This is a genomic window from Psychrobacillus sp. FSL H8-0483 (genome assembly GCF_038637725.1).
Lineage (GTDB): Bacteria > Bacillota > Bacilli > Bacillales_A > Planococcaceae > Psychrobacillus.
Genome location: NZ_CP152052.1, coordinates 860503 through 884002 on the forward strand (window position 1 = coordinate 860503; position 23500 = coordinate 884002).

The following is a 23500-nucleotide window of genomic DNA, read 5'->3' on the forward strand; positions in this document are numbered from 1 at the left end:
CCCATGGTAATAGTACAGCCAATGTTTCGTCCAAAGCACGCTGGAATTGGCGAAAGACATGTTGTACTTAAAGTGCACTTGCACTTTTCTTACCTCCAGCTTTACCCCTGTGTTTATTCTGTTTCCTTAAAAATCTCCCCTGCTATTCCCATTGCCTGAACAGCTTTTGGAAACCCAACGTATCCGACACAGTGGATGATGATTTCGATAATTTCTTCTTTTGAGAGCCCAACGTTTAGAGCGGCCTGTAAGTGAACTTTAAGCTGATCGAAAGCTCCCTGTGTGATAAGTGCTGTGAGTGTGATGATTTCCCGTTGTACGTGGGAAAGAGTATTTCTAGAGTAGAGATCTCCAAAGCCAAAGGATACAATCATCTCCCATAAGTCAGGTGAAATTTTTTTTATTTCTTCCATGCCAGCTCGTACTTCTTTAGAAAAAAATTCTTCCATTGCACGTAAACCAGACTCGTATCGCTTGTTATTTTCCATATTATTGCCTCCCCATAGTTGGTGGTATTTCGTTTTCATCCACTAATGCTTCAATCACGATTGGTTTGTTTGTTTCTTCAATCTTATGTAATGCTTCTTTTATACTATCAGTTAAATCATAAGGGTTATAACAGGTGTATGCTTCCAGTCCCATAGATTCGGCAAATCGGGCTACATTGAGCGGAGTCTCATAAATCCCACCGATAGACGTGCCAATCATTTTTTGCATCCCTTTTTCCACCATGTCCAATCGTCCATTATTCAAAACGATGAATAGGACAGGGGAGTTATAATTGTACGCCGTTGAAAGTTCCGTACCGTGCATGAACATACATCCATCCCCAACTAAGCATACAATTGTTTCTTTAGGGGCTGCTAGTTTTGCACCTATGGAATAGCCAATTCCGTTGCCCATCGCACCGAATATATCATCAAAGAAGAAAGACCCAGGCCTGTAAATGTCAAAGTATTTGATACCGTAAAAAGAGTGGCTCCCATCATCTCCAAAAATAATCGCGTCATCTGGAAGCGCGTAACGCATCGCCCGTAATACTTGGACGGCAGACATTCGCTCTCCTGGATTATTATCATGAAGTGGGATTGACTCGATTGGCATTAAAAATGCTTCGCTATCGGTTTTCGGTATATCCTTTAAAATAGCTGTCAGATTCGCTTTTATATCGCCAAGTACTGGAGTAGTTGGTACTGGGATCGATTTCCCAATAAAGGTTGGGTCATAATCGAAGTGAATGATGTGCTCCGGGTACATCGCTTCAGATAATCCGGCGATTGACATATCACTTAGTTTTGAACCGATGACAAGGAGTAGGTCAACCTTTTCATGTAAGAATTCTGTCGCTTCGGCGGTACCACCCAATCCGAATGCTCCCAATGAAAGCGTATGATTGGAAGGAAATGCCCCTTTTCCTCCTGGTGTGGTGATGACAGGAATACTCCAATGCTCCGCAAGATGCTGTACTTCTTCGTAGGCCTGACTTGAATGAACGCCTTTTCCTAGGAATAAAAGGGGACGTTTGGCCACATTCAGTTTATCGATTACTTCCCCTGTTTTAGGCGAAATCATATCGTGGGACACAGGTAACTCCAGTTGGAATGGTTCAATCTGTTCTAACAAAATATCAAACGGGATGGACAGATGTACAGGTCCTTTTACACCTGATAACGCTTTTTCAAGGGCATGCTGCAGGAACGGCTGTAGCATATCACCTCGTTCTACCCGTGCACTAAACTTGGTGACAGATTTAAACATATCTACAAGATCAGCACCAAATAGGCTAGAGTCTTGTCCCATTGCTTTTCCAGTATCTTTCATCGAAGGGTGGCCTGTGATGATTAATAGTGGTAGATTAGAGGCTTTCGCCTGGCCAGCAGCTGTAATCAGGTTAGTCCCACCAGGTCCAGACGTACCAACTGCGACCCCTATTTTTTGAGTCATTAAGGCATAGCCGGAAGCTTCAAACCCTGCTGCTGCTTCGTGTTTACTTAATACAAATTCCATATCATGGTGCAATATTTCGAATAATATAGGAGATATTGCCTTACCAGGAATCCCAAAAATATGATGAATTCCCCAATGTTTAAAATTCGCTACTAATACGGATGAAGTCGTTTTCATGCTGTCATCCTCCCCCTATGCTCTATGTTGTTCTAAATAAATCTTCTCTATTTCGTCCGCGGGAAGTGGTTTGCTAAAGAAATAACCCTGTGAGATATCACACTGGTGATTTTTCAGAAAATCAAGCTGTTCCTTTGTTTCCACACCTTCTGCAATCACCTCCTTATGTAGGTTGTGTGCTAACGTGATAATTGCTTTTACAATAATGGCATCCTCCTCATTGTTCATTAATCCACTAACGAAGGATCTGTCGATCTTAATATAATCAATCGGAAAATTTTTTAAATAATTTAGCGAGCTATAGCCTGTCCCGAAATCATCAATACTGATACCAATACCGAGTGCTTTTAGCTGTTCCAATACGTGAATGGAGTATTCGTACTCCATCGCCATATATTCAGTGATCTCCACGACAACATATGCCGGATCGATCGCTGTACGTTCCAACACCTCTTCCATAAATGGGATGAGATTTCCAGTAAGGAATTGTTGCGTCGATAGATTAACGGACATTTTTACCGGTATCATTCCAGCATCTTGCCATTTTTTGTTTTGAGAACAGGCCTCATCGATGACCCACTCTCCAATTTGGGTGATCAATCCGTTTTCTTCTGCCAGCTTTATAAATTTTCCTGGAGGTATTTGACCTAACGTAGGATGCTGCCAGCGAATTAACGCTTCAAATCCAACCAATTTACCGGTATCGTTATTAATTTGGGGCTGATAATGGAGAACAAACTCATTTTTCTCCAGTGCTCTTCTTAAATCGACCTCAAGCATGTATTCATCCATCATTGCATCTAATAATTCAGAGGTATGAACAACATAGCGATTTTTCCCTTGCGATTTTGCCTGGTACATCGCATTATCAGCGTAGACCATGAGCTGTTCCATTGTAATTGGGTAGTCGGGATAAATAGCAACCCCGATACTCGCTGTCGTATGTAATTCTTTCCCGCTGACATGAAAAGGTTGTCGCACCAGTTGGAGTATCTCTTCAGCTTTTTTCGTGACATAATCCAGATCAACAAAATCTTTCAGTATGAAAATAAATTCATCGCCACCCATTCGAGCAAGTATATCCTTTTCCCCAAGACATCCACATAAACGCTTGCTTACCTCGATAAGGAGTTTATCTCCGTAAGAATGATTAAAGTTATCATTAATGATTTTAAAACGATCTAGGTCTATGTATAAAAGGGCTAAAGTCCTATGATGACCTGCATTTAGGTCCTTGATAATGGATTCTATTTCCTTATTAATATATCGTCTGTTTGGTAGATTTGTTAAATCATCATGATAGGCTAAGTAGTTATACTTCTCCTGCAGTATGTAACGATCTGAAATGTCCCTAAACTGACCAAAGGCACCTATCATTTTGTCTTCTTCATAAATTGGCTGTGCATCGAACAGGCAGACGATGAGGTTACCAGCGTCATCTTTAAATTTTATTTCTTCATTATTAAATATTCTTTCTTGTTCCAGTACTTCTTTAAAATACTCTCCCGTTAGATATGATTCACGAATATTTCTTCCCACAACCGAATCTCTACTGTTATTCGAAATTTTTTGTGCAAAGCTATTAAACTCGGTAGTGATTCCTTTCTCGTCTGTAATAACAATTCCATTTCTTGTTCTGCTTAACATAATCTGATTCATAATATTAAGCTTCTTATTTTGTTTTCTTAATAATAATTCTCTTTCGATTGAGTCAACCGCCTGGGTTAGCATCGTTAAGAAAAGTGCATTCTGAAACTGGATGGGCATCATGAGGCATACACTGCCAAGCAAGTTATTGTCATCGGTATAGTGAAATGCGGTCCCGTAACAAGCAATGCCATGAAGAAACGTATGATAATGTTGTTCGCCAATAAGACTAATTGGGTGCTTTTGTTGCAATGATAGACTAATAACATTCGTGCCTGTATCTTCTTGGATGAATAGGCTGGCAGGTCTGATTCCGAATTGTTCGATGGTAGACTTTATGGTTTCGTCTCCTTCAATTCCAAGAAGGAAACCGGTTGCATCCGAAACAACAACGAGTATCGGGGTGCCTTTTAAGGAATCCAGTAGCTTATTCGAGAAAAAACTAACAACTGACAATATTTCGCTATATGATTTTCTCTTCTTTTCAAACTCCACTTCGTTTAAAAAATTCTTTGGTCTTGATACCTCATTCGGATCCATCCCGGCCTCTATGCACATTCTCTTAGATTCTGTAATGTAGTATGGTTCCCTCGTATTCATGTTCTCCTCCTAAAACCTTTATATAAAATATATACCCTAGCCTAAAAGAGTTGTTATTTTTTGTGAAGTAGTGAAAAAAAGAATCCGTTTCTGCTAAGGTTAAATCTCACATAATAACTAGTAGAAAGAATTCCCAATGAACCTACTTTACCGCAAAACATCGTTCCATTCAATGGAAGGTGGAAGGGGGATGGTTCTCCTGTTCCCCTGACAGCTTTGGTATTAAAGACTCGTCCCGTTGTTAGGGACAATTCTACACTATTTTTACAATAGACTACAATCCACCATTAAATATTATCTAGTATACATGTTCTATAAAAGGAAAAAGCAGCCGAAATCGAATCTTCGGCTGCCTTCATTATTATTAATACTATAGAAACAATTCTAAACGAATCCGACAAGAGCGGAGAAGATTGAAAAGCACTTTCGAACGAGTATCTATTCGTAATTGATATCCACATTTACCCTTCATACATTTGGATGAGGATCGTAGGTATTGCAAAGGGTCCAAATAATCTTCTCATTGAATAAATCAATCATCTTCTCTATTTTTTAGAAAATTCTGGTAGTTACTAGGTAGAAATTCTAGAGCTTTTGAATTAGATCCTAATAATATATATATAATTTTCTCTCTAAGTGAGGTGTATGTGTATTTAAAAGATTTTGAGAGTGCTAGAAAAGTTGTAGAAGACGCATTGATTGGAACGTTAATTGGAAAAAAGAATGTATTCTTTAAACAAGTTTGCAATTATGATTAAGTTAGGAGAAAATTAAATTTTCACTGTTATTTAAAAGGGGATGTAGCAAATGGAAGAGAATAAAATTTCAATGATTTTAGAAAAGGAATTAGTCGTGGCACTTGGATGCACGGAACCGGTTGCTATCGCGTTGGCAGCTGCTACTGCAAAGAAGCATGTGAACGGGGAAATTCAAGAAGTAATGGTGAAGGCTAGTGGCAATATTATTAAGAATGCTAAATCCGTTGGAATTCCTGGGATGTCGGGTAAAGGTCTGGATTTCTCTGCAGCGATTGGGGTAGTTGCTGGCAACCCGGATAGAAAGCTGGAATTGTTAGAGGGGCTTACGAAGGAAGATGAACGTTTAGCCTTTAAGCTCATAGATGAAGGGAAAGTGAAGGCTAGCCAATCGGATAGTCCGAAGCGGTTATTCATTGAAGTCATTGTTCAAACAGATCAGCAGAATGCTAGAGTAATTATCTCGGATAATCATAGCAACATCTCTTTAATTGAAGTGGATGGCAAAGCAATTTCTCGAGGTGGCTGTGAGAATCTAGGGGTCGCATCAGCAGGAGAAGAACTAGACAAATTATCGATTGATGAAATTTATGAGTGGGTTATTCAAACCGATCTGAAGAACTTGGCACTGGTCAAACAGAGTATTGAATTGAACAAAGTAATTGCTCTAGAGGGACTTTCAGGTGATTACGGACTTAATGTTGGAAAAACCATTCAGCAAAATGTTCAAAAAGGCATATTATCAGATGATTTAGCTACTGTCGCTATGTCTCTTGCAGCTGCTGGCTCGGACGCTCGAATGGCGGGCTCGACACTGCCTGTTATGGCGAACTCTGGAAGTGGAAATCAAGGGATTGCCGTAACGCTTCCCGTCGTCGGTGTAGCGGAGAAACTCCAAGTTTCAGAAGAAAAAATGATTCGAGCAGTAGCACTTAGTCACTTAGTTACCATCCATATCAAATCTAAATTTGGCCGTCTATCCGCATTATGTGGGGTGACTGTTGCTGGAATGGGAGCAAGTGCAGGTATCGTCCATTTGCTGGATGGGTCACTTCAACAAGTCAAAGGGGCTATACAAAATACTATTGGGAATGTATCGGGAATGATTTGCGACGGAGCAAAAGCGGGATGTGCTATGAAGGTTTCCACTTGTTCTAATGTTGCCGTTCAGTCTGCTTTGCTTGCTTTAAATCACCAAGAGATTCAGTCTACAGATGGCTTTATACATGGGGATGTAGAGAAAACGATTGATGCTTTCTGTACATTAGGCAACGAAGGTACAAGGCAAACAGATGAATTGATTTTAAAATTAATGATGGAGAAGTAAAGTAGTGAAGAAATAGGGCGGAAGAGAAAATTAGAAAATACTTCTCTGTGTTAGATTCTAATCGTTTCTGATAATATGCTGAAATTCACTTACTATAATCTTCTTTACTTTCGGTATTTCAGTAGTAAATCTTTTTGTAGTAGTGGATTTGTCCTATAAACTCACTAACTTCGCTAGCCGAAATAATTAGTCCTTCGTGTCACTAAAGATAGATATATTTCGTTCCAAATGTTTTGTTTACATTACTAATTAATCAAATATTCAAAATACATTTACTATTAATTTTTCCTTTGTTATTCTGTTAACGAATCTAAGAATAAGAAGGAGTGGATGGGTAGTGAAGAAGAAAATAGTTAGTACAATTGGAATTTTAGGATTATGTACAAGCTTGGCTTTCCCTGCTTATGCGGCTGATCCTGTAAATCAAGAAATGCATCATCATCCGTACTCGATCTCTGGTTTTATCAGTCACAGTGAGCTGCAAAAGAGTCTTAAACAGATCGAAAAATCAAGTAATGGGGTTGTACAGGTAGAGGTCGCTGGGCAATCACACAAAGGTTTGGATATTTATACGGTAAAAGTTGGGACGGGAGACAAGGTTATTCTTATTCAAAGTGAAATTCATGGAAACGAAAAAACTGGTACGGTCGCCATTTTAAATCTATTAAATAACCTTTCCACAAATTCAAAAGAAGCGAAAAAAATACGGGAAGAAGTGACCCTTGTATTTATGCCAATGATGAATCCAGATGCATCCGAAGGAGATAAACGTCGCAATAGTATGACATGGGCTGAAGTGGTGGAGGATTTCCCACAACTGGCGAGTGCTAAACCTTCTTGGAACTATTTAGACCGAGGAATCAGTCAAAGTTATAACTACGGTGAAAATCCAGGTTTCGACGTAAATAGAGATTTCAATCCAAATCTCAACTATGTCCCAACGGCACAAGATTTCCCAGGAGCATCCAATAAGCCTGGTTGGTTTATCACACCTGAATCGCAAACTTCTCGTGACGTATACAAAGAATTAAAAGCAGAATATGGAAACGTAGATGTTTTCGTAGATCTACATCATCAAGGCATGTATTATGTGGATGGCACGTCGGATGAAGTAACCCTTTCGTTATCTGCACAGTTTGTTCCAAACCCGAACACGCCTGAAGGAGCGAAATATGCCCAATATGCTGATGACTATAACTATGATTTTTCAAGACAATTGAACGTTGCAGCTTATAACGAACTTCAATCGTATGGAAACTCAAAGTTTACAAATATTTCTCTTTATTCTCAAGGTCTTGATCTTCCAGGCACGGCACTTGGAAGTTATGCACTGAATGGAAGTGGAACGGTGCTTTTTGAGGTGAAAGGACAGACACAAATGATGGGGCATAAGGAAAAAGGACAACTTGTTAAATCGGTTGAACGTGGACTCGAAGCAATTATCCAAGGAGTTGCAGATGGTTCTGTTGAAACATTGAATCCGGAAGATTATGAGAAGATTCCACTGACATCTAATAGACCTTCTTGATGTCCCGGTATCAGAATCAATTCTAATCGATACTTACATTTTTAGATTAATACTAACAAATAAGACCTCTTACACTTGAATTAATAAAGTGTAGGAGGTCTTTCTAATATTGAACTTTATTTTGATGAGTTTATAGATCCAGAGCATAAAGGAGAAGTGTTTTCAAAGTAAACTTCAGATTGTATCATCGACAGCTCTTCTATGGTAGGAAATGTACTCTTTTACCCTTTCATCTAAAAAATTATCGTTTGAATATGTTAAAAAAAGGTAAGAGTATCAATATATTTGTAAAAAAACGGACTACATTTACATGACGTTTTTAAAGCGGAGGAACAAGAATGAAGGATTGCACTATTATTGGAGGGGGACCAGCAGGTTTAAATGCGACATTGGTATTAGGAAGAGCCAGACGAACCGTGGTAATGGTCGATAGCAACGACGCACGCAATAAAGTCACTCATGAGGCACATGGCTTCGTTACAAGGGATGGGGTTAAACCGAATGAATTTCGAGAATTGGCCCATCAAGAATTTAAAAAATACAATACGATTGAGACAATGGAAGACAAGGTCATAGAGATCATTAAAGAAGCGGATGGTTTCACAATCAAGACGGATAAAGGGATGGAATGGAAGACAAGAAAGGTTGTGTTGGCTACAGGCGTGACTGAAAAGTTTCCGAACGTGCCGAACTTTCGGAATTATTACGGCAAGAGCATATTCAACTGTCCTTATTGTGATGCGTGGGAACTGAGAGACCAGCCACTTGCGTTGTTCGGGGTTGTGGAATTTACGATCCATATGGCAGAGATTCTTCGGAATTGGTCCAAGGACTTGGTTATCTTTACAAACGGGGACAAAGTGACAAAAAGCCAGTTCAAACGGTTGAACAGCATGCAAGTACGGGTGGAAACTAGTCCAGTAAAACTACTTACTGGTAATGACGGGCTGCTCCATAGTGTTGAGTTGGAAGACGGACTTGTCATCGAAAGAACCGGGGGATTTGTCACACCGGAATTGGTACAGGCAACGGATCTAGGGACAGCTATGGGTTTGAAGCTGGACGATACAGGGGGCCACAAGTGCGACGAAGCGGGAAAAACGAAAATTCATGGTTTTTTTGTAGCCGGGGAAGCAGCAACTATTTATCCATCACAAATCATCATTGCGGCAGCAAGCGGTGCGACAGTGGCTATGGCCGTGAATGTGGAACTTACACATGAAGGGATTTTAGGGAGTGACAATCATGTTTAATCAGTGTGCTTGTCTCTCATATATCTCAAGCGGTTCCTTCTGCATTTGTTGTTTTAGGTAAAGGTAAAGAGGGAGAACCATCAGTTCACAATCCTCGCATGCATCAAAATGAAGACATCTTTAAATATGGTGCTGCTTTACATGCAAATGTTGCAATGGAATGGCTAAAAGCTCAGCATAATTAGTAGAAAAATAGTCAGTGATCATCTTATAAAGAAGTGAAAGAGCAACCGAAATTGTATCTTCGGTTGCTTTTTGAATATATAGGAAGTATCAATTCTTTCATTTTCCAAACCTAAAATACTGAGTGTACTGAGGTTATTGGTGAGTGGTGATTTTTCCACAAATTAGGGCATTTTTGTGTCTATCGAAGAGGAGGAAATATCAATTTATTGCCAATTGCAATTGCGGGTTCAGAGATAGGTATATTATCATTTTAAGTAAATAGGCTGCAAAAATAGCTAATATTTGTTTTTTATGAAGTGAGTATGAAGAAATTCAAACAGGGCTTTGATTTCCACATTAAATATAATAGAGGACAACCATTTAGGAGGGGTTTACTTGAACAATGTGAAGGCTTTTGGTCAATTTGAGGAGCGGAGAGGGTATGTATTCCGTACGTCTGCTTATTTGCAATGGGGGTCGAGTACGAAATCGCTTGGAGCTTTTCTTTTTCTGAATCCCGGAAGAACGGAACTTTTGACTGGAGCTCTGATAGGAGTAGGAGAGGTACTTTTTGGTGAAGTGAAAGTGGATTTGATGATGGAGCAGAAGCGAAAATTAGTCGAACGTATCTATGGCAACGAAAAATTGGAAGGACGTGTTCATCTATACTATCTGTTTTCCTTGCGAAATACGATAGAGCAAGACCCAATTGATTTGTTTGAGGTATTAGCAAAATTAAGCGATGTTCCGGTTATCGATGCTATTCCTTCCATGGAAGAATTGAGAACTCACCCGTGGATCTGCAAATGTTGGGGGATTAATAGTAATCCAAATTGGAAGCAATTAAGCGCGCGAAAACAAGAATGGACAAAACAACTAGAGGATGCTGGTATTCCAATGTTTGGGAAGCCGCATCGTAATGGAATTGACTACTTCCATATCCTACCGCATTTGAAAACAACTCAACAAGAGCTACTGGATGATTTGGTAGAGATTTATCGGAAAGAAGTACAAGGTAGTGATGGTGTTTAGTCACGATGGTAGATGCAGCAGAAGAGTTGGAAAAACATAAATACATATCTAATGTAGTTAAAATGGAAATATAAAGTTTTTTATTATGTTATTTGAACTATATGATATTTACTTGTTTATTTCTTTGTGCTACGATTTTAATAAAAAGAAATATACAGAATAGAGTTTTTTTACCAGTTAATACGTGACAGTTTAGGAGGCGCTTTGTATTGAAATTACATGTGATTATGGGGGTTACAGTTCATACAGGCTATATGATTAAAAAACTCAAAGCGAAAAGAAATGTGATGGTTATTGTTATGGATTATGAAATGCCTGGTAATTTAGAACTAAAGGACTCGAATGGAGCCATCTATTGTTCCCCTACACAAACAAAGGCTTATATGGAAAAAGCTGACCGGGTTTTATTTCATCGATATGCTTTTGTGTTCCCCAAACTTAATAACTAGATAGAGTTGTCTCAGTTAAATCATTAGATTTGACTGGTTATTTTTTTGTTTTATTTATTTAGATTTAATTTTAAGGGAGAAGGAAAAAAGCAAATGAAGAAACAATATTTTAATCTCATGCAATTTTTTAATGGATATGTACGAAATTATCGGAGATTAAATTTGTCTTCCTTACATAATCGTTCCATGTTTACGAAAAGAGAAATAGATTATTTCGCCAATCTAGGTGAGATGCTTGGATTTGATGCTTTTGTAGAAGATTCCAAGTTTGATAAGTTAAAAGGACGTTCAAGACCTATGGACTTATCGTGGTGGAAGTGGGACAAAAGAGAAGATATGGAGAATTTCTTGTATCCTGCACTTCATTTAGAAAGAGAATTTGTCTGGGGTAAAGATGAGGAAACCATTGAAAAGCTCTTTTCTGACACCGAAGAAGGCTTTGTTCCTCATAACGTCATCGGGATTCAATACATCGCGTCAATGGATAGAATAGAAGTTCTAAACGCCTTGCTCATTCAAAAGAATAGGAGTCAAATGTCCAATGTATTAATGGTCTACCGTTTCTATGATGCCGATCTTGCAATAGAAAGAGTTTGTGCCTATTATTTCACACCAGCAGGATTATATGAAACAAGAGAAGCCATTTGCAAAGAAGATGAGTCCGGATACTGGTATATGTGTTTTGAGGAAGAATATGTGGGTTTACAATAGCAAGTGAAGATATAGGTGAAACAGTTCATAATTTAAATGGAACTAAGCTTATCAGTATTATTAGCGCCAAACACGCCGGACGCCAACAAGCATGAAGGTGCAAACAAAATTGATGGAACAATACGCAAAAAAACTCTTCATCGAGCAATGATGAAGAGGCTTTTTTGTGTTTTGTCGCGTTCGGCGTGTTGTTTGTCGCGTTCGATGGGTCGTTTGTCGTCTTCACTAGGCGGTTTGTCGCTTTCGGTCGCTAGTATGTCTCGTTTAGGATTATTTATCCAATTTAATGAACTTGTAATTAGGAAATAATGGGTTTGAATGCTGCAATGAATATCATCTTAGGTCTTTATTGTGCTGAGAGGGTTATTTTTATCAAATTTGTGTGGGTTTCTTGCACGAATAGAGATTCAAATTAAGATTAATTTTCATTTTTTACAAAAATTTAACACTTTTATGACTTTCTTTTTGGTACAATATAATTGTTTCAATATTACAAATGAGAGATGAGGAATACTATTTATGTGGAAAAAAGTTTCGGCTTCAGCACTGGCTTTGTCCCTAGCAGTGAGTGGAATGGCTGGTGTGGAACAAGCAGCAGCTGCTAATAATCAAGATGTTACGCGTGGTGAATATGTAAAAACGATCATTGAAGCAATGGGTGTTGAGCTAGGCACAGGAAAGTCGGTCACATTTAAAGATGTCCCAGATTCATTGAAACCGTATATTGAAAAAGCACTAGAGTTAAAGCTTATCACAGGAAAGTCTTCAACTGTTTTTGCTCCTAATGAAAGGCTTACTCGTGAGCATGCTTTTGTGATTGTTTCCAAAGCGGTAGCTTCGGACAAAACTTATGCAGAAGATACATTAGATAAATTTAATGATAAAAATAAAATTGGTAAAGAGAATCGCAGTCTTATTGCGAAAGCTGTAGGATTAGGTTTTTTAAACGGGTATCCGGATAAAACGATGAAACCTGCAAATGTTGTAAGTAAACACGAGATGAATACGATTGTGCAACGCTTCTTAAAAGCATACAAGCCTGCTCAAGCAAATACGACAGTTTCTTTACGTATTTTAGGAACTTCTGATATTCATACAAATATCGTGAACTATGATTATTACAAAGACACAGAGTCTAATAGCTTAGGTCTTGCTAAAACAGCTACATTAGTCAAAAATGCACGTAAAGAAAATAGCAACACTTTATTATTTGACAATGGAGATGCAATTCAAGGTACTCCATTAGGTTCTTATAAACAAGCAGTAGACAAGCTAGTAGATGGGGAAGAACATCCATCTGTAACAGCAATGAATCTGCTAAAATATGATGGCGCAACGTTCGGGAATCATGAATTCAACTACGGTCTTGATTATTTAAATGAAGTAACGGATGATGCAAACTTCCCTTATCTAAATGCGAATATTCGCGATGCAGCTACGAAGAAATTGAAATATACACCATATGTATTGATTGACAAAGAAGTGGTTGATTCAAAAGGTAAGAAAACAACGATTAAAGTTGGGGTTACTGGTATTGTTCCTCCGCAAATCCTTAAGTGGGACAAGTCTCATTTAGAAGGAAAAGTGACAGTAGACGACTCTGTTCAAGCGGTGGAGGCAGTGGTTCCTGAAATGCAAAAAGCTGGAGCGGATGTAATCGTTGTTCTATCTCACTCAGGTCTTGGCAATATGACACATGAGGCTGGAGAAGAGGATGTAACGTATTTATTAACAAAAGTTAAAGGTGTAGATGCAATTATTACAGGTCACGCGCACCAAGTATTCCCTGGTAAAGTGGATGCTTCTTTAACTAATGTGGATGTTGAAAAAGGTACGATCAACGGAGTTCCAGTTGTTATGCCAGGTAAATTCGGTAGCCATTTAGGGGTTATTGATTTAGAGCTAGTGAAAAAAGGAAACGAGTGGGATGTAGCAGAGTCACAAGCGGAAGTGCGTGCAATTGCAAAAGACGCTACGGACTTAGATCAAACCGTTGTGAAAGCAGTGAAAGAAGCGCATGATGGAACGATTAAATACGTTCGTCAAGCAGTTGGAACTTCAACAGCAGACATTCATAGCTACTTCTCCCAAGTGCAAGATGATCCATCGATCCAAATCGTAACAAACGCGCAAACTGCCTATGTACAAGCGAAACTGAAAGGTACAGCATATGAAAAACTAGCCGTTCTTTCTGCTGGTGCACCATTTAAAGCGGGAACTAGAAGTGATCCAGAATACTACACATTCGTTCCAAAAGGCGAATTAGCAATTAAAAACGTAGCGGATCTATACCTATATGACAATACGCTTTCCATGGTAAAAGTGACAGGAGCAGATGTGAAAGAATGGCTGGAAATGTCTGCAGGTCAATTTAATCAAATCGATGCAACGAAAACAGGAGAGCAACAGCTTATCAATTCAGAATACCGTTCATACAACTATGACGTAATTGATGGGGTAACGTATGAAATCGACGTGACACAACCTGCTAAATACGATGTAGAAGGTAAAGTGAAAAATGAAAGTGCATCACGTATTAAAAATTTACAATACAACGGAAAACCAATTGATTTGAAACAAGAATTTATCGTTGCAACAAATAACTACCGTGCAAACGGAACATTCCCAGGTGTGCGTAATGCGACGGCAATCGAAATCTACCCAGATGAGAACCGTCAAGCAATCATCGACTATATTCTTGCGGAGAAAACAATCGATCCATCTGCTGACGGCAACTGGAAGTTCGCTACAATACCTGCAAACGCACAAGTAGTATTCGAATCATCCAAAAAAGCAGAGAAAGTTATCCCTGCAAATGGAAGCATTAAATACCTTGGCGAAGGTACTGATGGTTTCGGAAAATACTCATTGAAATAAATAGCTAAATGAACAACCGCCTCTGTTTTTGTAGCAGAGGTGGTTTTTTGTCGTGTTCGGCAGTGGTTTTGTCGCGTTCACTAGGTGGTTTGTCGCTTTCGGCAATAGTTTTGTCTCGTTGAGGATTATTTATCCATTTCCATCCACTACTAATTAGAAAATAATGGATTTTAATAGGCTGTTAAAGTGTAATATTTAAACGAAATCTCCAACTACAATGAAATGGAATGCTAGAAGGTTATATGAAATAAAGAAAGCCACAGGCAGCCGAAATTGTCTCTTCGGCTGCTATTTTTTTTGTAGGAAATGGGTATTTGTTTCATTATCCAAAAGATTGTTTGCTCTTTGCAACGTGGTTCGACATAATTTGTCTTTCCTATGTATTACAATATACATATATTTTTAAATGAGATGTTTGGTACAGAAGGGAAAGGATGTGAAGAAGTGATTCCTTATCGAAAAGAGGCAACCGATAGTAGTATTAATTTCCCTGAAAAGAAAGTTAAAAAAGTTTTTTCACGAAAAACAATATTGCTGTTAGTTTTGGTTCTTATAGGCTTTACACTGCTTGAAAATAGGGGATTTATTGTAGGGGAATTTACGATTGCGCGTCATAAGAAAATAACGACTTATTTGGATGAAGGCTATCGTTCGTATTATGATATCAATGCTCAATTTATCGTGTTGAATGAGAAGTTGCACACCCCAAGTGATCCTTTGACGAACTTTGATATTTTAAATGCCCAAAAAGAATTGATTGTAGCGAAAGAAAACTTGACCGCAATTCGTGTTCCGAAAGAGTTTGAAGCCTTTCACATGAGCATTCAAGATGTCCTTGAAACATTAGGGGAATTTTCCATTGCACTAGAGAGAAATGTTACGTTAGATAGAAATAATATGCAGGAAATAAATTCACTAATTGCTGAGTGGAACATCCAAAATGGAGTAGCTAAAAAGTTACTTAGACAAGCATGTGTCGATGCAAATATAGAATATAAGGAAACGGAAACTGGTTTTGAATATAGATATTACACCCATGGACAAACCGATGGCATTCAACGGTAGAGTTCATATTTTTGTTTAACTTATAGATGTTTCATAAAAATGATCTGTATTGGGAAAACTCAACATTACACAGACTTATTGGTGTAAGGAGGACAAGCAATGAATATCCGAATCGAATGGATTTATAGAACACCCAAAGGAACCGAAACGGTTTTCCACTCGGAGGAGATGCCCGCAGCACAAGGGATGCTGCTTGCAGAAGATATGGAGCGGACAGGTCGTGCCAAAAACATTATATTTATAGACCGATTTGATAGCACATGGACGATTAAAGAAATGAAGAGTTATTTAAAAGGAATCGAAACCGAGCCGCATAATGTCACAGTTTATTTCGACGGCGGTTTCGATCTTGCGACAAGCAGAGCTGGTTTAGGGTGCGTCATCTTTTATGATCAGAATGGAAAGTCCTACAGGCTACGGCGGAATGCACCATCTGCACAACTGACGTCGAATAATGAGGCTGAATATGCGGCGCTCTATTTAAGCTTGCAGGAGTTAGCGCTATTAAATGTTCATCATCTACCAGTCTGGTTTATCGGAGATTCCCAGGTTGTCATCAACCAGATGAATGGGGAATGGCCGGCTCTCGAGAAGGATCTATCCGGCTGGGCGGACCGGATAGATGCGAAGCTGAAAGAACTTGGTATTCAGCCAGAGTATGAACTAGTGCCGCGAAAAGCAAATGCAGAAGCAGACCGTTTGGCTACACAAGCACTAAATGGAATTGAGATTACGGCGACAAGTGAAGTGACGGAGGATTAGTTTTGGTGCAAGTATAACCTTAGGTATCGGTTCTAACGCACTTCTAGAGTGTGCATGAACCTGGTACCTTTTTCAAATTCACTGTTCATTTACTAAGAATCGCAAGATAGACTGTGTAAATCGCAAGGTAACCTCCCCGAATCGCAAAATGCTCAATCTAAAAAGCCGCTCCGTATTCAAACTGGAGCGGCTAGTCTTATTTCTTCGACTGAAGTGTATTTATGTGAAAATATGGCTGAACGAGACATTCTGTAGAGTGAACGCGACAAACTAAGACACGAACGCGACAAACAGCCACATGAAAACGACAAACCCACCACCGAAAGCGACAAACCCGCCAAACAATAAGTAATTTTTCTGATACCTGTCACTCACACTAATTGAGCACTATTCTGACAACTTTACTAAATTGGATAATTTCTACATATTGGTATCTATTCTACTAATTTTTTAGTAATCTTAAGGTAGGAGGGGATACGAATGAGAAAATTAGCATTATTAGTAAGTTTATTTATTTTACTAGGAACGACTTTTTCATCACCTGCTCAAGCGCAGACTTTTACGGATGTTCCTACGAGTCATCAATTTTATGAACATATCAACTATTTAAATTCGGATAATATTATTAGTGGGGTTGATGCCAATCACTATGAACCAAACGAATTTGTTACACGAAAACAAGCTGCTTTAATGGTTGCAAGAGCAATGAAATTGGACATGACCAAACAAAAAACTGTTTTTTCAGATGTGAGCATGCAAAATCAAGCTTCTGGTGCTATTCAATCTGCCAATGATGCGGGGATTATTAAAGGATATCCGGATGGAACATTCCGCCCACAAGAAGTTGTAACTAGAGGACAGATGACTAGTTTTATAGCGAGAGCTTTTAAGCTAGAGAAGGAAGCACTTCCTTTTGCGGATGTTCCACTAAATTCATCCGCTTATTCATCTATTCGGAAAGCAGCTGCTTTTGGGGTTGTAGCAGGGTATTCAAAAGATGAGTTTAAACCAAATCAGCCAGTAACTCGAGCACACTTTGCTGCTTTTTTAGCAAGAGCATTAAATGATGATTTGCGTCTACCTGTAAATGCATGTGGATATAATCCAGAAAGTAAAACAAATCCAGATCGTCAAACCGTCAACTGTTTACTGACAGAAGCGGCAAGAAATGCAGAAACACCGATTCCACCTGAGATTGTCAAAGCAGTGGCTTCCGTTGAAAGTAACGGTTGGGTTCATTTCCAATCGAACGGTGAACCGATGATTAGTAGTGACGGTGGAATAGGGTTAATGCAAATTACAAACACAGCAGGATACGATGTAGAACGTTTAAAATATGATCTAACGTACAATATTGAAGCGGGAATCGACATGCTTGTGAAAAATTTCAATAGAAGTGATTTGCCTAAAATTGCAGATCATAATCCCGAAAATTTAGAGAGCTGGTATTTCGCAGTCATGGCCTATAATGGAACAAAAGCAGAAAATAGTCCATTTTTCCAAGCTACTGGTGAAAGAAATTTAGACGCTTATCAAGAGAAAGTATTCCAAGCTATTCGTGAAAATGGATTGCTTTCTACCAATATTACTTCGATTGACATGAACAAAAATGATTTCACTTATGGGGAAGATACAAATCATTCCATCAAATTTAATAAAAAGAACTTTACCCTTTCATCGAATGCAACTCCATCGAAGGAATTGTTAAGCGAAGGAAATCAAGTGAAGTATGATGGGAAAGGGATTCGTAAATTACCAAGTACCACGAATTCAGAACTTATCCCAACAAGCAAAGGAGCAACAATGAAGATTATAGGGTCACCTATCTATGATAAACGAAAAGACTCTACTAACCATTTTGTATGGTATCCAGTGCAAACCATCATCAATGGTAAAAACGTATCAGGTTACATTGCCTCTTCCAATATAGTTCAATAGAATACGAGAAAGATCCTTTTGAGTCTACTGACTTGAAAGAATCTTTTTTTTAATTTGTACACCTTTGTTAGAAACTAAGATACAGTATGCCTGGTAAATTTCGACGAATCGCAAGATCAACCCCTCAAATCGCAAATTTAAGTACTTAGTAATCTGAAAAAGCAAAAAGAGATCCATGAAGGTATCTCTCAGCCTGACGACAAAAGTATTTTTATAAACAACAGTTATGAATATTAATAAATATTCCTTAAGAGGTTGCTTTATCTAATTAAAAGTAAAGATAGTGGATATCTATAAGGAATTGTTTATAAGGCAAGGACCACCACGAAGACTCCTGTGGGAACAGCTTGAGCAGAAGACCCTGCAGGAACGCAGTGACGAGGAGGCTGAAGCCAAGCCCACGGAAAGCGAAGTGGTGATCCTTGCCGAATTTAATATACAACTCTATGCACCCAAAATTGAGTTTGTCTACAGTCTGAGTGATCCATGAAGGTATCTCTTTCTTCTTGTATTAAAATAAGTAATTCATATGATCAAAATATCCACCTATTTTTGAATCACCAACGATGGTGAGAAACAATATAAATAGAATGATAAAGGTTACAATATACAACATAAATCCATATAGTGGGTCAATTCCAGATTGGTTTTTAGTAAGCAAAAATCCTATAACATAAAGTGGTAATATAAAAATACCGAAAATTAAGCAGATAGTTAAAAGAGCATTTCCGTATGTAACTGATTCTACAAGCATAAGTAATATGGAACCTGTTAACCCAATAATGAGTAGAGATAATTGCCCTCCATAAAAACAGATGATTGCTTTAAATGTATGTTGTGGGCCAAAATAATTGCTGATTAGAAAAATGGAAAGTAAGACGATTCCGATCATAAAGAATGTAAGTAAAAATGCTTCCATAAAAAAGGATAAAAAGTTCGGTGAATGACTTGCATTTAAGTTTTTAGTTAATAAAAATAAGGAAAGTGTAAAAAGTACGGTAAATAAAATAATACTAACAATGCTGCTCGTAAACTCATCTTCTCCACGATTGTATGCAAGGGAAGGTTTTTTTAGGCGTTGAATCAAATAAGAACTATATGTTTTCAATTTCGTTTTAATATTTTCTACATGTACGTTTGGTTTTACTGATCGCGTTCTAGAAGCAATAGGTTCCGTATTCAAAACAAGCTCCTCTAATTTATTTCCGCATATACTACAATACATCCCAACAGATTGTTCGCGATCACAATTTGAACAATTCAAACAATAATCCTCCTTTATTTCTTATTTCTCGTGCGTTCATTTTGTACTAATTATATGAAAATTCTAAATCTTATATTCGTAATACTCTCAAACCATAGATGTAACAGAAAATTCCTTTTTTGTTTACATGATAGACACATGACTATATAGAAAAGGAGAATGTTAGATTATACAATGAGGTTAAAGAGGAGTGATTTATATGAGAGAAAAAAGTACTGTTTATTTTCCAGAGAACCCAGTTTCTCGATTCTTATTTAGTAGTACTCATTCTGCGGTTATTTGGTTAATTATCCGACTTTATCTAGGTTCCACTTGGTTGAAAGCTGGTTGGGGGAAATTACACAATGATGCTTGGACAGGGGAAAATGCTGGAGCTGCACTCACCGGATTTGTGAATGGTGCACTTGCAAAATCACAGGAAGGCGCAGATGTGGCTAGATGGTTTGCAACTTTTCTTGAAAACACTGTGCTCCCACATGCAAAGTTGTTTTCGTTCGTAGTAGCATATGGCGAGTTATTAGTAGCATATGGCGAGTTATTAGTAGGATTGGGCTTAGTGTTCGGTTTACTTACTGGAATCGCAGCTTTTTTCGGTGCTTTCATGAACGTCAGTTTTCTGTTTGCTGGAACGCTTAGTACTAATCCATTGCTTTTCATCCTAGCCACTTGGTTAGTACTTGCTTGGAAAGTAGCAGGATGGTACGGATTGGATCGCTGGGCTCTGCCATTATTAGGTACTCCTTGGGATAGAAAAAAGAATAGTGCGCCTTAAAATACAACGCCCGAAGAAAAATAATGCATTTTTCTTCGGGCGTTTTTTGATTTTTAAGACTTGGAATGGCGAGAAAATTTGGCTGCCGCTTCTAACTATTTAGCAACATCTCTGGCTTGATTTCATATTTAACTTCCGAATGATTTTTAATTAGTAGTTCTTCCTTCATATAGTTCCCTGTTCTTTTATCCACCGTTTTTCTCCATATTTCATTCTGTCTAAAGTTCTTTTCATGCTGCTTTGAAAATGAATGATTCCGTTCCTCAAGATGATAAGAGTAGCGCATTTCCTCGTTCGTATAAATAGCTCCCTTTAGGTGATCATTGGTTAACCAAACGCGTATCTGAAAGGACTGTTCCGTTGTATTACGAAATCGTAAATCCACATAATTGTAAAAAACACTTGCACCGCTGCCAAATGGAAGAACTCTTCCTTCGTCCGGGAACGGATCAAAGCTGTGATGATGTCTTTCTAAAATGGTCAAAGGTGTGTGTAAGGCCATCCAATAAAGAAGGTTAGCTAGTTGACAGATTCCTCCCCCAAAGCCTGTTTTCACTTCTCCCCTAGAGAGTTGCATACCTTCTATATATCCTTTTGCCTTGGTTGTTTTACCTACTAATTCCCAAAATGAAAGAACTTCACCAGGGGAAATGACAATTCCGTCGATTTTACTCGCTGCAATGGAAAGATTCACTATCTTATTTTCTTGGAGCTGTGGATCGCTATCACCTAAACGCCTCCGTAAAAGCGATTGGTGTTTTTTACAAGTATAAGCATAAGACGTTTTCATCAGATGCTTGGCAAATTTTTTTCTGTCTCTCACGTTCTGTATAAAGCGAAATAGCCATTTTTGTTTTATTCTAATGTGATAAAACAATGGATGGATTTCGGATAATCTCACATGTTTCTCCCCCAGTTATTCAAACGATGTAACCATTATATGTGTAACATTCTTTGTTCACCCATCATATTCCTTTATAAAGTAAGGGGATGAACGCAAAAATAGCTCTTTGCATTAGCAAAGAGCTTCCATTTTATTTTTGAACTTTTTCATTTTACTCAAATGAAGCGTATTTAAGTATTACTTGAGTGGGTAGGATCTCTATCTGTATTTTCCTGTTTTGCTGGAGATTCGTTATTATCTTTGGATAAAGATTCTTCTGTGCTAGGTCGCTTTTTCTTTTGAGATTTTGGGAAATTTAATTGTCCATTGCTATCTTGTACATTTTCATTGTAGTATCGCACACTATACATGGAGCCTTCCTCTACCATCCGATTATCATCTGGATCATGAGGATCTGAATGACCAGCTTTCGTCATTTGTGTAGGCTGATGTTTCCTCGAATCCACATAGGAAGAAACTTTCGTTTTCGTATTTTTCATAGTTACTTTCGCAGTTTCTCTATTTTCGATTTTATAAAGATACATAAAAGCGAAGCCAGCAACTCCTCCTATTAGCATAGCTCGTTTCTTACCTTTTAACATCATCATCACTCCCAATAGGCATTTTATTTAGATTACCCATATCAAGTGGTCGGCAAACATTTCCAATTTTTAGAAATGCGCCAACGTAATCGCAAAATCGACTCAACGAATCGCAAAATATGGCCTCTAATCGCAAGATAGACACTAATAATCGCAAGTTCACCAAAGTAAATCGCAAGATTGGCTCTCAGTGTATGCAATATAGTACTCGCTCCAATTAGCATAATTTGTGTATGATCTCTTTTCGAATACATAAACAGTGCGATTTTTTAGGGATATAGGACGTTTTCTCTAGAAAAAACTTGACGATTCCTAACGAATAATAAGAAAATGCGTAATATTATAATAAAATATGTGACGATTGGATGAATTTAATCCAAAAAAATATATTTATTCAGTATATTTAGACTATGAGAGTGTGGGGATATTTGGTAGGATGTAAATAAGGAGACGGCAAGGGGAGATATATTTTTGATCAATTGTGATTCAAAACTAATTGGTAAGCGAACTTTGATGATCGAATCATCTTTTTTAGATGGTTATCAATCGAAAATTACTACAACCCATGGAATTTATTTTTCAGGAAAGACAGTGATTTATTTACTAGACAAAGCTTGTATTCGTTATGCTTCTACGCTAGAAGGGCGAATGGAAGCAATCAAAAAAATGATGAACTATCTGAATAAAACACCACTTATCATCCATCCATGTGAGATTGGCGCTTTCCCGACAATGTCCTATAAAAAATTAGAATGTGTTTGGATTTTTAATCATCACTTTGAAGTGGAAGAGCTTAGTAAAGGGATTTCGAGACTAACATTTTTTGATGGTACATGTGTTACTGTGAATGCTTCCAAACACGTCCTATTAAAACAACAACAAAGACTACTCACCACAATCAGTACCTATAACCTCATTCATAGAGAAAAAGACCTCTACATAGGGAACGATTTTAGAGGAAAGTAAAAAGACGGAATCATTTTTTACTAGTAAATTATTATTATAAAAATTCGTCTCCTACTGTTTTTGTGCAAGAAGATAAGATAAAAGGAAAAGCGGATGATTTTTTACTTTGCTAAAGCGTATATCCGAGTAAGAATCAGGTAATTCACTGTTTGATAGAATAGGAGAATTGATGTGGGAAACTTAAATGTTTATATTGATTTTCAATTGAATATTGAAGAAGGTACGCCAATATTCAGTGCTCAGGCTACATGCTTAAGATATACAGAAGACTTAGAAAGAGCGATTACTGTTGGACATGCCACAATGTATTTGGTGAAACTTAGCCAAGATACATATTTAGATGTGTGTGTAGACGCAGTGTGCGTTTGCGCGGATTTATATACTGCACTGACAAGCTTAGAGAAGATTTGTGATCTAGATAATTTACAAGGGCTAGTAGCTACCTTTCACATCTTAAGTATGACGGAAGAAGGAAAAGGTTTAGAAAATGCATTTATGAAAAAAATCATCGAGCAATTAGCTCTTTTAAATGTAGATGTCGTTTTAACAACAGATGCAAATGAGACACTTAAGTCTTTAGAATTCGAAAACAATGAAATTTCAGATAAGGTATCCGTAATGTATAAGTATTTACAGAAGCAGTATGTAACTTTGGAAAATTAAAATATACTTAAAAACGTTTCTTTTTCATAGTAACGCTATGAGAGAGAAACGTTTTTTTATGCTGAAAGAGGAATTTCTCGAGTATACTTATCAAAAATTAGAAAATAGTACCACGAA

At 37.9% G+C, this 23500-nt stretch carries 20 protein-coding genes; 14 read left to right on the forward strand and 6 right to left on the reverse strand.

The window, feature by feature from the left end; all coding sequences use genetic code 11:
- Window positions 1-113 precede the first annotated feature (113 nt).
- From MHB48_RS03935 to MHB48_RS03945, 3 genes are read right to left on the reverse strand one after another with little or no spacing between them, the layout of a single operon-like run.
- Window positions 114-488 carry a carboxymuconolactone decarboxylase family protein gene (locus tag MHB48_RS03935; RefSeq protein WP_342600253.1) on the reverse strand — a complete coding sequence of 125 codons (375 nt, stop codon included), beginning with the start codon at window positions 486-488 and terminating at the stop codon, window positions 114-116.
- A 1-nt stretch (window position 489) separates the two neighbouring features.
- Window positions 490-2124, reverse strand: a complete 1635-nt coding sequence (locus MHB48_RS03940) for a thiamine pyrophosphate-binding protein (protein ID WP_342600254.1) — start codon at window positions 2122-2124, stop codon at window positions 490-492.
- 15 nt (window positions 2125-2139) lie between these two features.
- Window positions 2140-4371 carry an EAL domain-containing protein gene (locus MHB48_RS03945; protein ID WP_342600255.1) on the reverse strand — a complete coding sequence of 744 codons (2232 nt, stop codon included), beginning with the start codon at window positions 4369-4371 and terminating at the stop codon, window positions 2140-2142.
- Window positions 4372-5178: 807 nt separating this feature from the next.
- On the opposite strand from MHB48_RS03945, the gene MHB48_RS03950 reads away from it, so the two are divergent.
- From MHB48_RS03950 to MHB48_RS04000, 11 genes are all read left to right on the forward strand, one after another.
- The gene (locus tag MHB48_RS03950; protein ID WP_342600256.1) at window positions 5179-6453 is read left to right on the forward strand and encodes an L-serine ammonia-lyase, iron-sulfur-dependent, subunit alpha; all 1275 of its coding nucleotides are present in this window, start codon (window positions 5179-5181) and stop codon (window positions 6451-6453) included.
- 337 nt (window positions 6454-6790) lie between these two features.
- A complete protein-coding gene (locus tag MHB48_RS03955) occupies window positions 6791-7981 on the forward strand; it encodes a M14 family zinc carboxypeptidase (protein ID WP_342600257.1) in 1191 nt (396 codons plus the stop codon).
- 338 nt (window positions 7982-8319) lie between these two features.
- The gene (locus MHB48_RS03960) at window positions 8320-9234 is read left to right on the forward strand and encodes an NAD(P)/FAD-dependent oxidoreductase (RefSeq protein WP_342600258.1); all 915 of its coding nucleotides are present in this window, start codon (window positions 8320-8322) and stop codon (window positions 9232-9234) included.
- A gap of 5 nt (window positions 9235-9239) precedes the next feature.
- Entirely contained in the window at window positions 9240-9419 is a 180-nt protein-coding gene (locus MHB48_RS03965; protein WP_342600259.1) for a hypothetical protein, read from the forward strand.
- Window positions 9420-9795: 376 nt separating this feature from the next.
- Entirely contained in the window at window positions 9796-10431 is a 636-nt protein-coding gene (locus MHB48_RS03970) for a hypothetical protein (RefSeq protein WP_342600260.1), read from the forward strand.
- Between the two features lie 209 nt (window positions 10432-10640).
- Entirely contained in the window at window positions 10641-10880 is a 240-nt protein-coding gene (locus MHB48_RS03975) for a hypothetical protein (RefSeq protein WP_342600261.1), read from the forward strand.
- A 93-nt stretch (window positions 10881-10973) separates the two neighbouring features.
- Window positions 10974-11591 (forward strand): hypothetical protein, encoded by a 618-nt coding sequence (locus MHB48_RS03980; RefSeq protein ID WP_342600262.1) that lies wholly within the window; start codon window positions 10974-10976, stop codon window positions 11589-11591.
- 519 nt (window positions 11592-12110) lie between these two features.
- On the forward strand, window positions 12111-14468 hold the full coding sequence (locus tag MHB48_RS03985) for a bifunctional 2',3'-cyclic-nucleotide 2'-phosphodiesterase/3'-nucleotidase (RefSeq protein WP_342600263.1): 2358 nt from the start codon (window positions 12111-12113) through the stop codon (window positions 14466-14468).
- A 444-nt stretch (window positions 14469-14912) separates the two neighbouring features.
- A complete protein-coding gene (locus tag MHB48_RS03990; protein ID WP_342600264.1) occupies window positions 14913-15533 on the forward strand; it encodes a hypothetical protein in 621 nt (206 codons plus the stop codon).
- Between the two features lie 99 nt (window positions 15534-15632).
- Window positions 15633-16295 (forward strand): ribonuclease H family protein, encoded by a 663-nt coding sequence (locus MHB48_RS03995; protein ID WP_342600265.1) that lies wholly within the window; start codon window positions 15633-15635, stop codon window positions 16293-16295.
- Window positions 16296-16775: 480 nt separating this feature from the next.
- On the forward strand, window positions 16776-18233 hold the full coding sequence (locus tag MHB48_RS04000; protein ID WP_342600266.1) for an S-layer homology domain-containing protein: 1458 nt from the start codon (window positions 16776-16778) through the stop codon (window positions 18231-18233).
- Window positions 18234-18744: 511 nt separating this feature from the next.
- On the opposite strand, the gene MHB48_RS04005 is transcribed toward MHB48_RS04000, so the two are convergent.
- Window positions 18745-19497, reverse strand: a complete 753-nt coding sequence (locus MHB48_RS04005; protein WP_342600267.1) for a hypothetical protein — start codon at window positions 19495-19497, stop codon at window positions 18745-18747.
- A gap of 199 nt (window positions 19498-19696) precedes the next feature.
- On the opposite strand from MHB48_RS04005, the gene MHB48_RS04010 reads away from it, so the two are divergent.
- Window positions 19697-20269: a TQO small subunit DoxD gene (locus MHB48_RS04010; RefSeq protein ID WP_342600268.1), complete on the forward strand. Its 573-nt coding sequence runs from the start codon at window positions 19697-19699 to the stop codon at window positions 20267-20269.
- A gap of 91 nt (window positions 20270-20360) precedes the next feature.
- Here MHB48_RS04010 and MHB48_RS04015 read toward each other — a convergent pair whose 3' ends face one another.
- Together MHB48_RS04015 and MHB48_RS04020 are read right to left on the reverse strand one after the other, a co-directional pair.
- Window positions 20361-21170, reverse strand: coding sequence for a VanW family protein (locus tag MHB48_RS04015; RefSeq protein ID WP_342600269.1), 810 nt, complete (start codon window positions 21168-21170; stop codon window positions 20361-20363).
- A 173-nt stretch (window positions 21171-21343) separates the two neighbouring features.
- Entirely contained in the window at window positions 21344-21760 is a 417-nt protein-coding gene (locus MHB48_RS04020) for a hypothetical protein (RefSeq protein ID WP_342600270.1), read from the reverse strand.
- Between the two features lie 465 nt (window positions 21761-22225).
- Between MHB48_RS04020 and MHB48_RS04025 the strand changes: the two genes are divergently transcribed.
- Window positions 22226-22720, forward strand: coding sequence for a competence protein ComK (locus MHB48_RS04025; protein WP_342600271.1), 495 nt, complete (start codon window positions 22226-22228; stop codon window positions 22718-22720).
- Window positions 22721-22891: 171 nt separating this feature from the next.
- Window positions 22892-23383 (forward strand): hypothetical protein, encoded by a 492-nt coding sequence (locus MHB48_RS04030; protein ID WP_342600272.1) that lies wholly within the window; start codon window positions 22892-22894, stop codon window positions 23381-23383.
- Window positions 23384-23500 lie beyond the last annotated feature (117 nt).

Coding starts and splice junctions, on each gene's coding strand:
- MHB48_RS04020 (WP_342600270.1), bottom strand. CDS start 21,760: ATGATGATGTTAAAAGGTAAGAAACGAGCTATGCTAATAGGAGGAGTT.
- MHB48_RS03945 (WP_342600255.1), bottom strand. CDS start 4,371: ATGAATACGAGGGAACCATACTACATTACAGAATCTAAGAGAATGTGC.
- MHB48_RS03985 (WP_342600263.1), top strand. CDS start 12,111: ATGTGGAAAAAAGTTTCGGCTTCAGCACTGGCTTTGTCCCTAGCAGTG.
- MHB48_RS03940 (WP_342600254.1), bottom strand. CDS start 2,124: ATGAAAACGACTTCATCCGTATTAGTAGCGAATTTTAAACATTGGGGA.
- MHB48_RS04000 (WP_342600266.1), top strand. CDS start 16,776: ATGAGAAAATTAGCATTATTAGTAAGTTTATTTATTTTACTAGGAACG.
- MHB48_RS03950 (WP_342600256.1), top strand. CDS start 5,179: ATGGAAGAGAATAAAATTTCAATGATTTTAGAAAAGGAATTAGTCGTG.
- MHB48_RS03935 (WP_342600253.1), bottom strand. CDS start 488: ATGGAAAATAACAAGCGATACGAGTCTGGTTTACGTGCAATGGAAGAA.
- MHB48_RS03995 (WP_342600265.1), top strand. CDS start 15,633: ATGAATATCCGAATCGAATGGATTTATAGAACACCCAAAGGAACCGAA.
- MHB48_RS04010 (WP_342600268.1), top strand. CDS start 19,697: ATGAGAGAAAAAAGTACTGTTTATTTTCCAGAGAACCCAGTTTCTCGA.
- MHB48_RS03980 (WP_342600262.1), top strand. CDS start 10,974: ATGAAGAAACAATATTTTAATCTCATGCAATTTTTTAATGGATATGTA.
- MHB48_RS03960 (WP_342600258.1), top strand. CDS start 8,320: ATGAAGGATTGCACTATTATTGGAGGGGGACCAGCAGGTTTAAATGCG.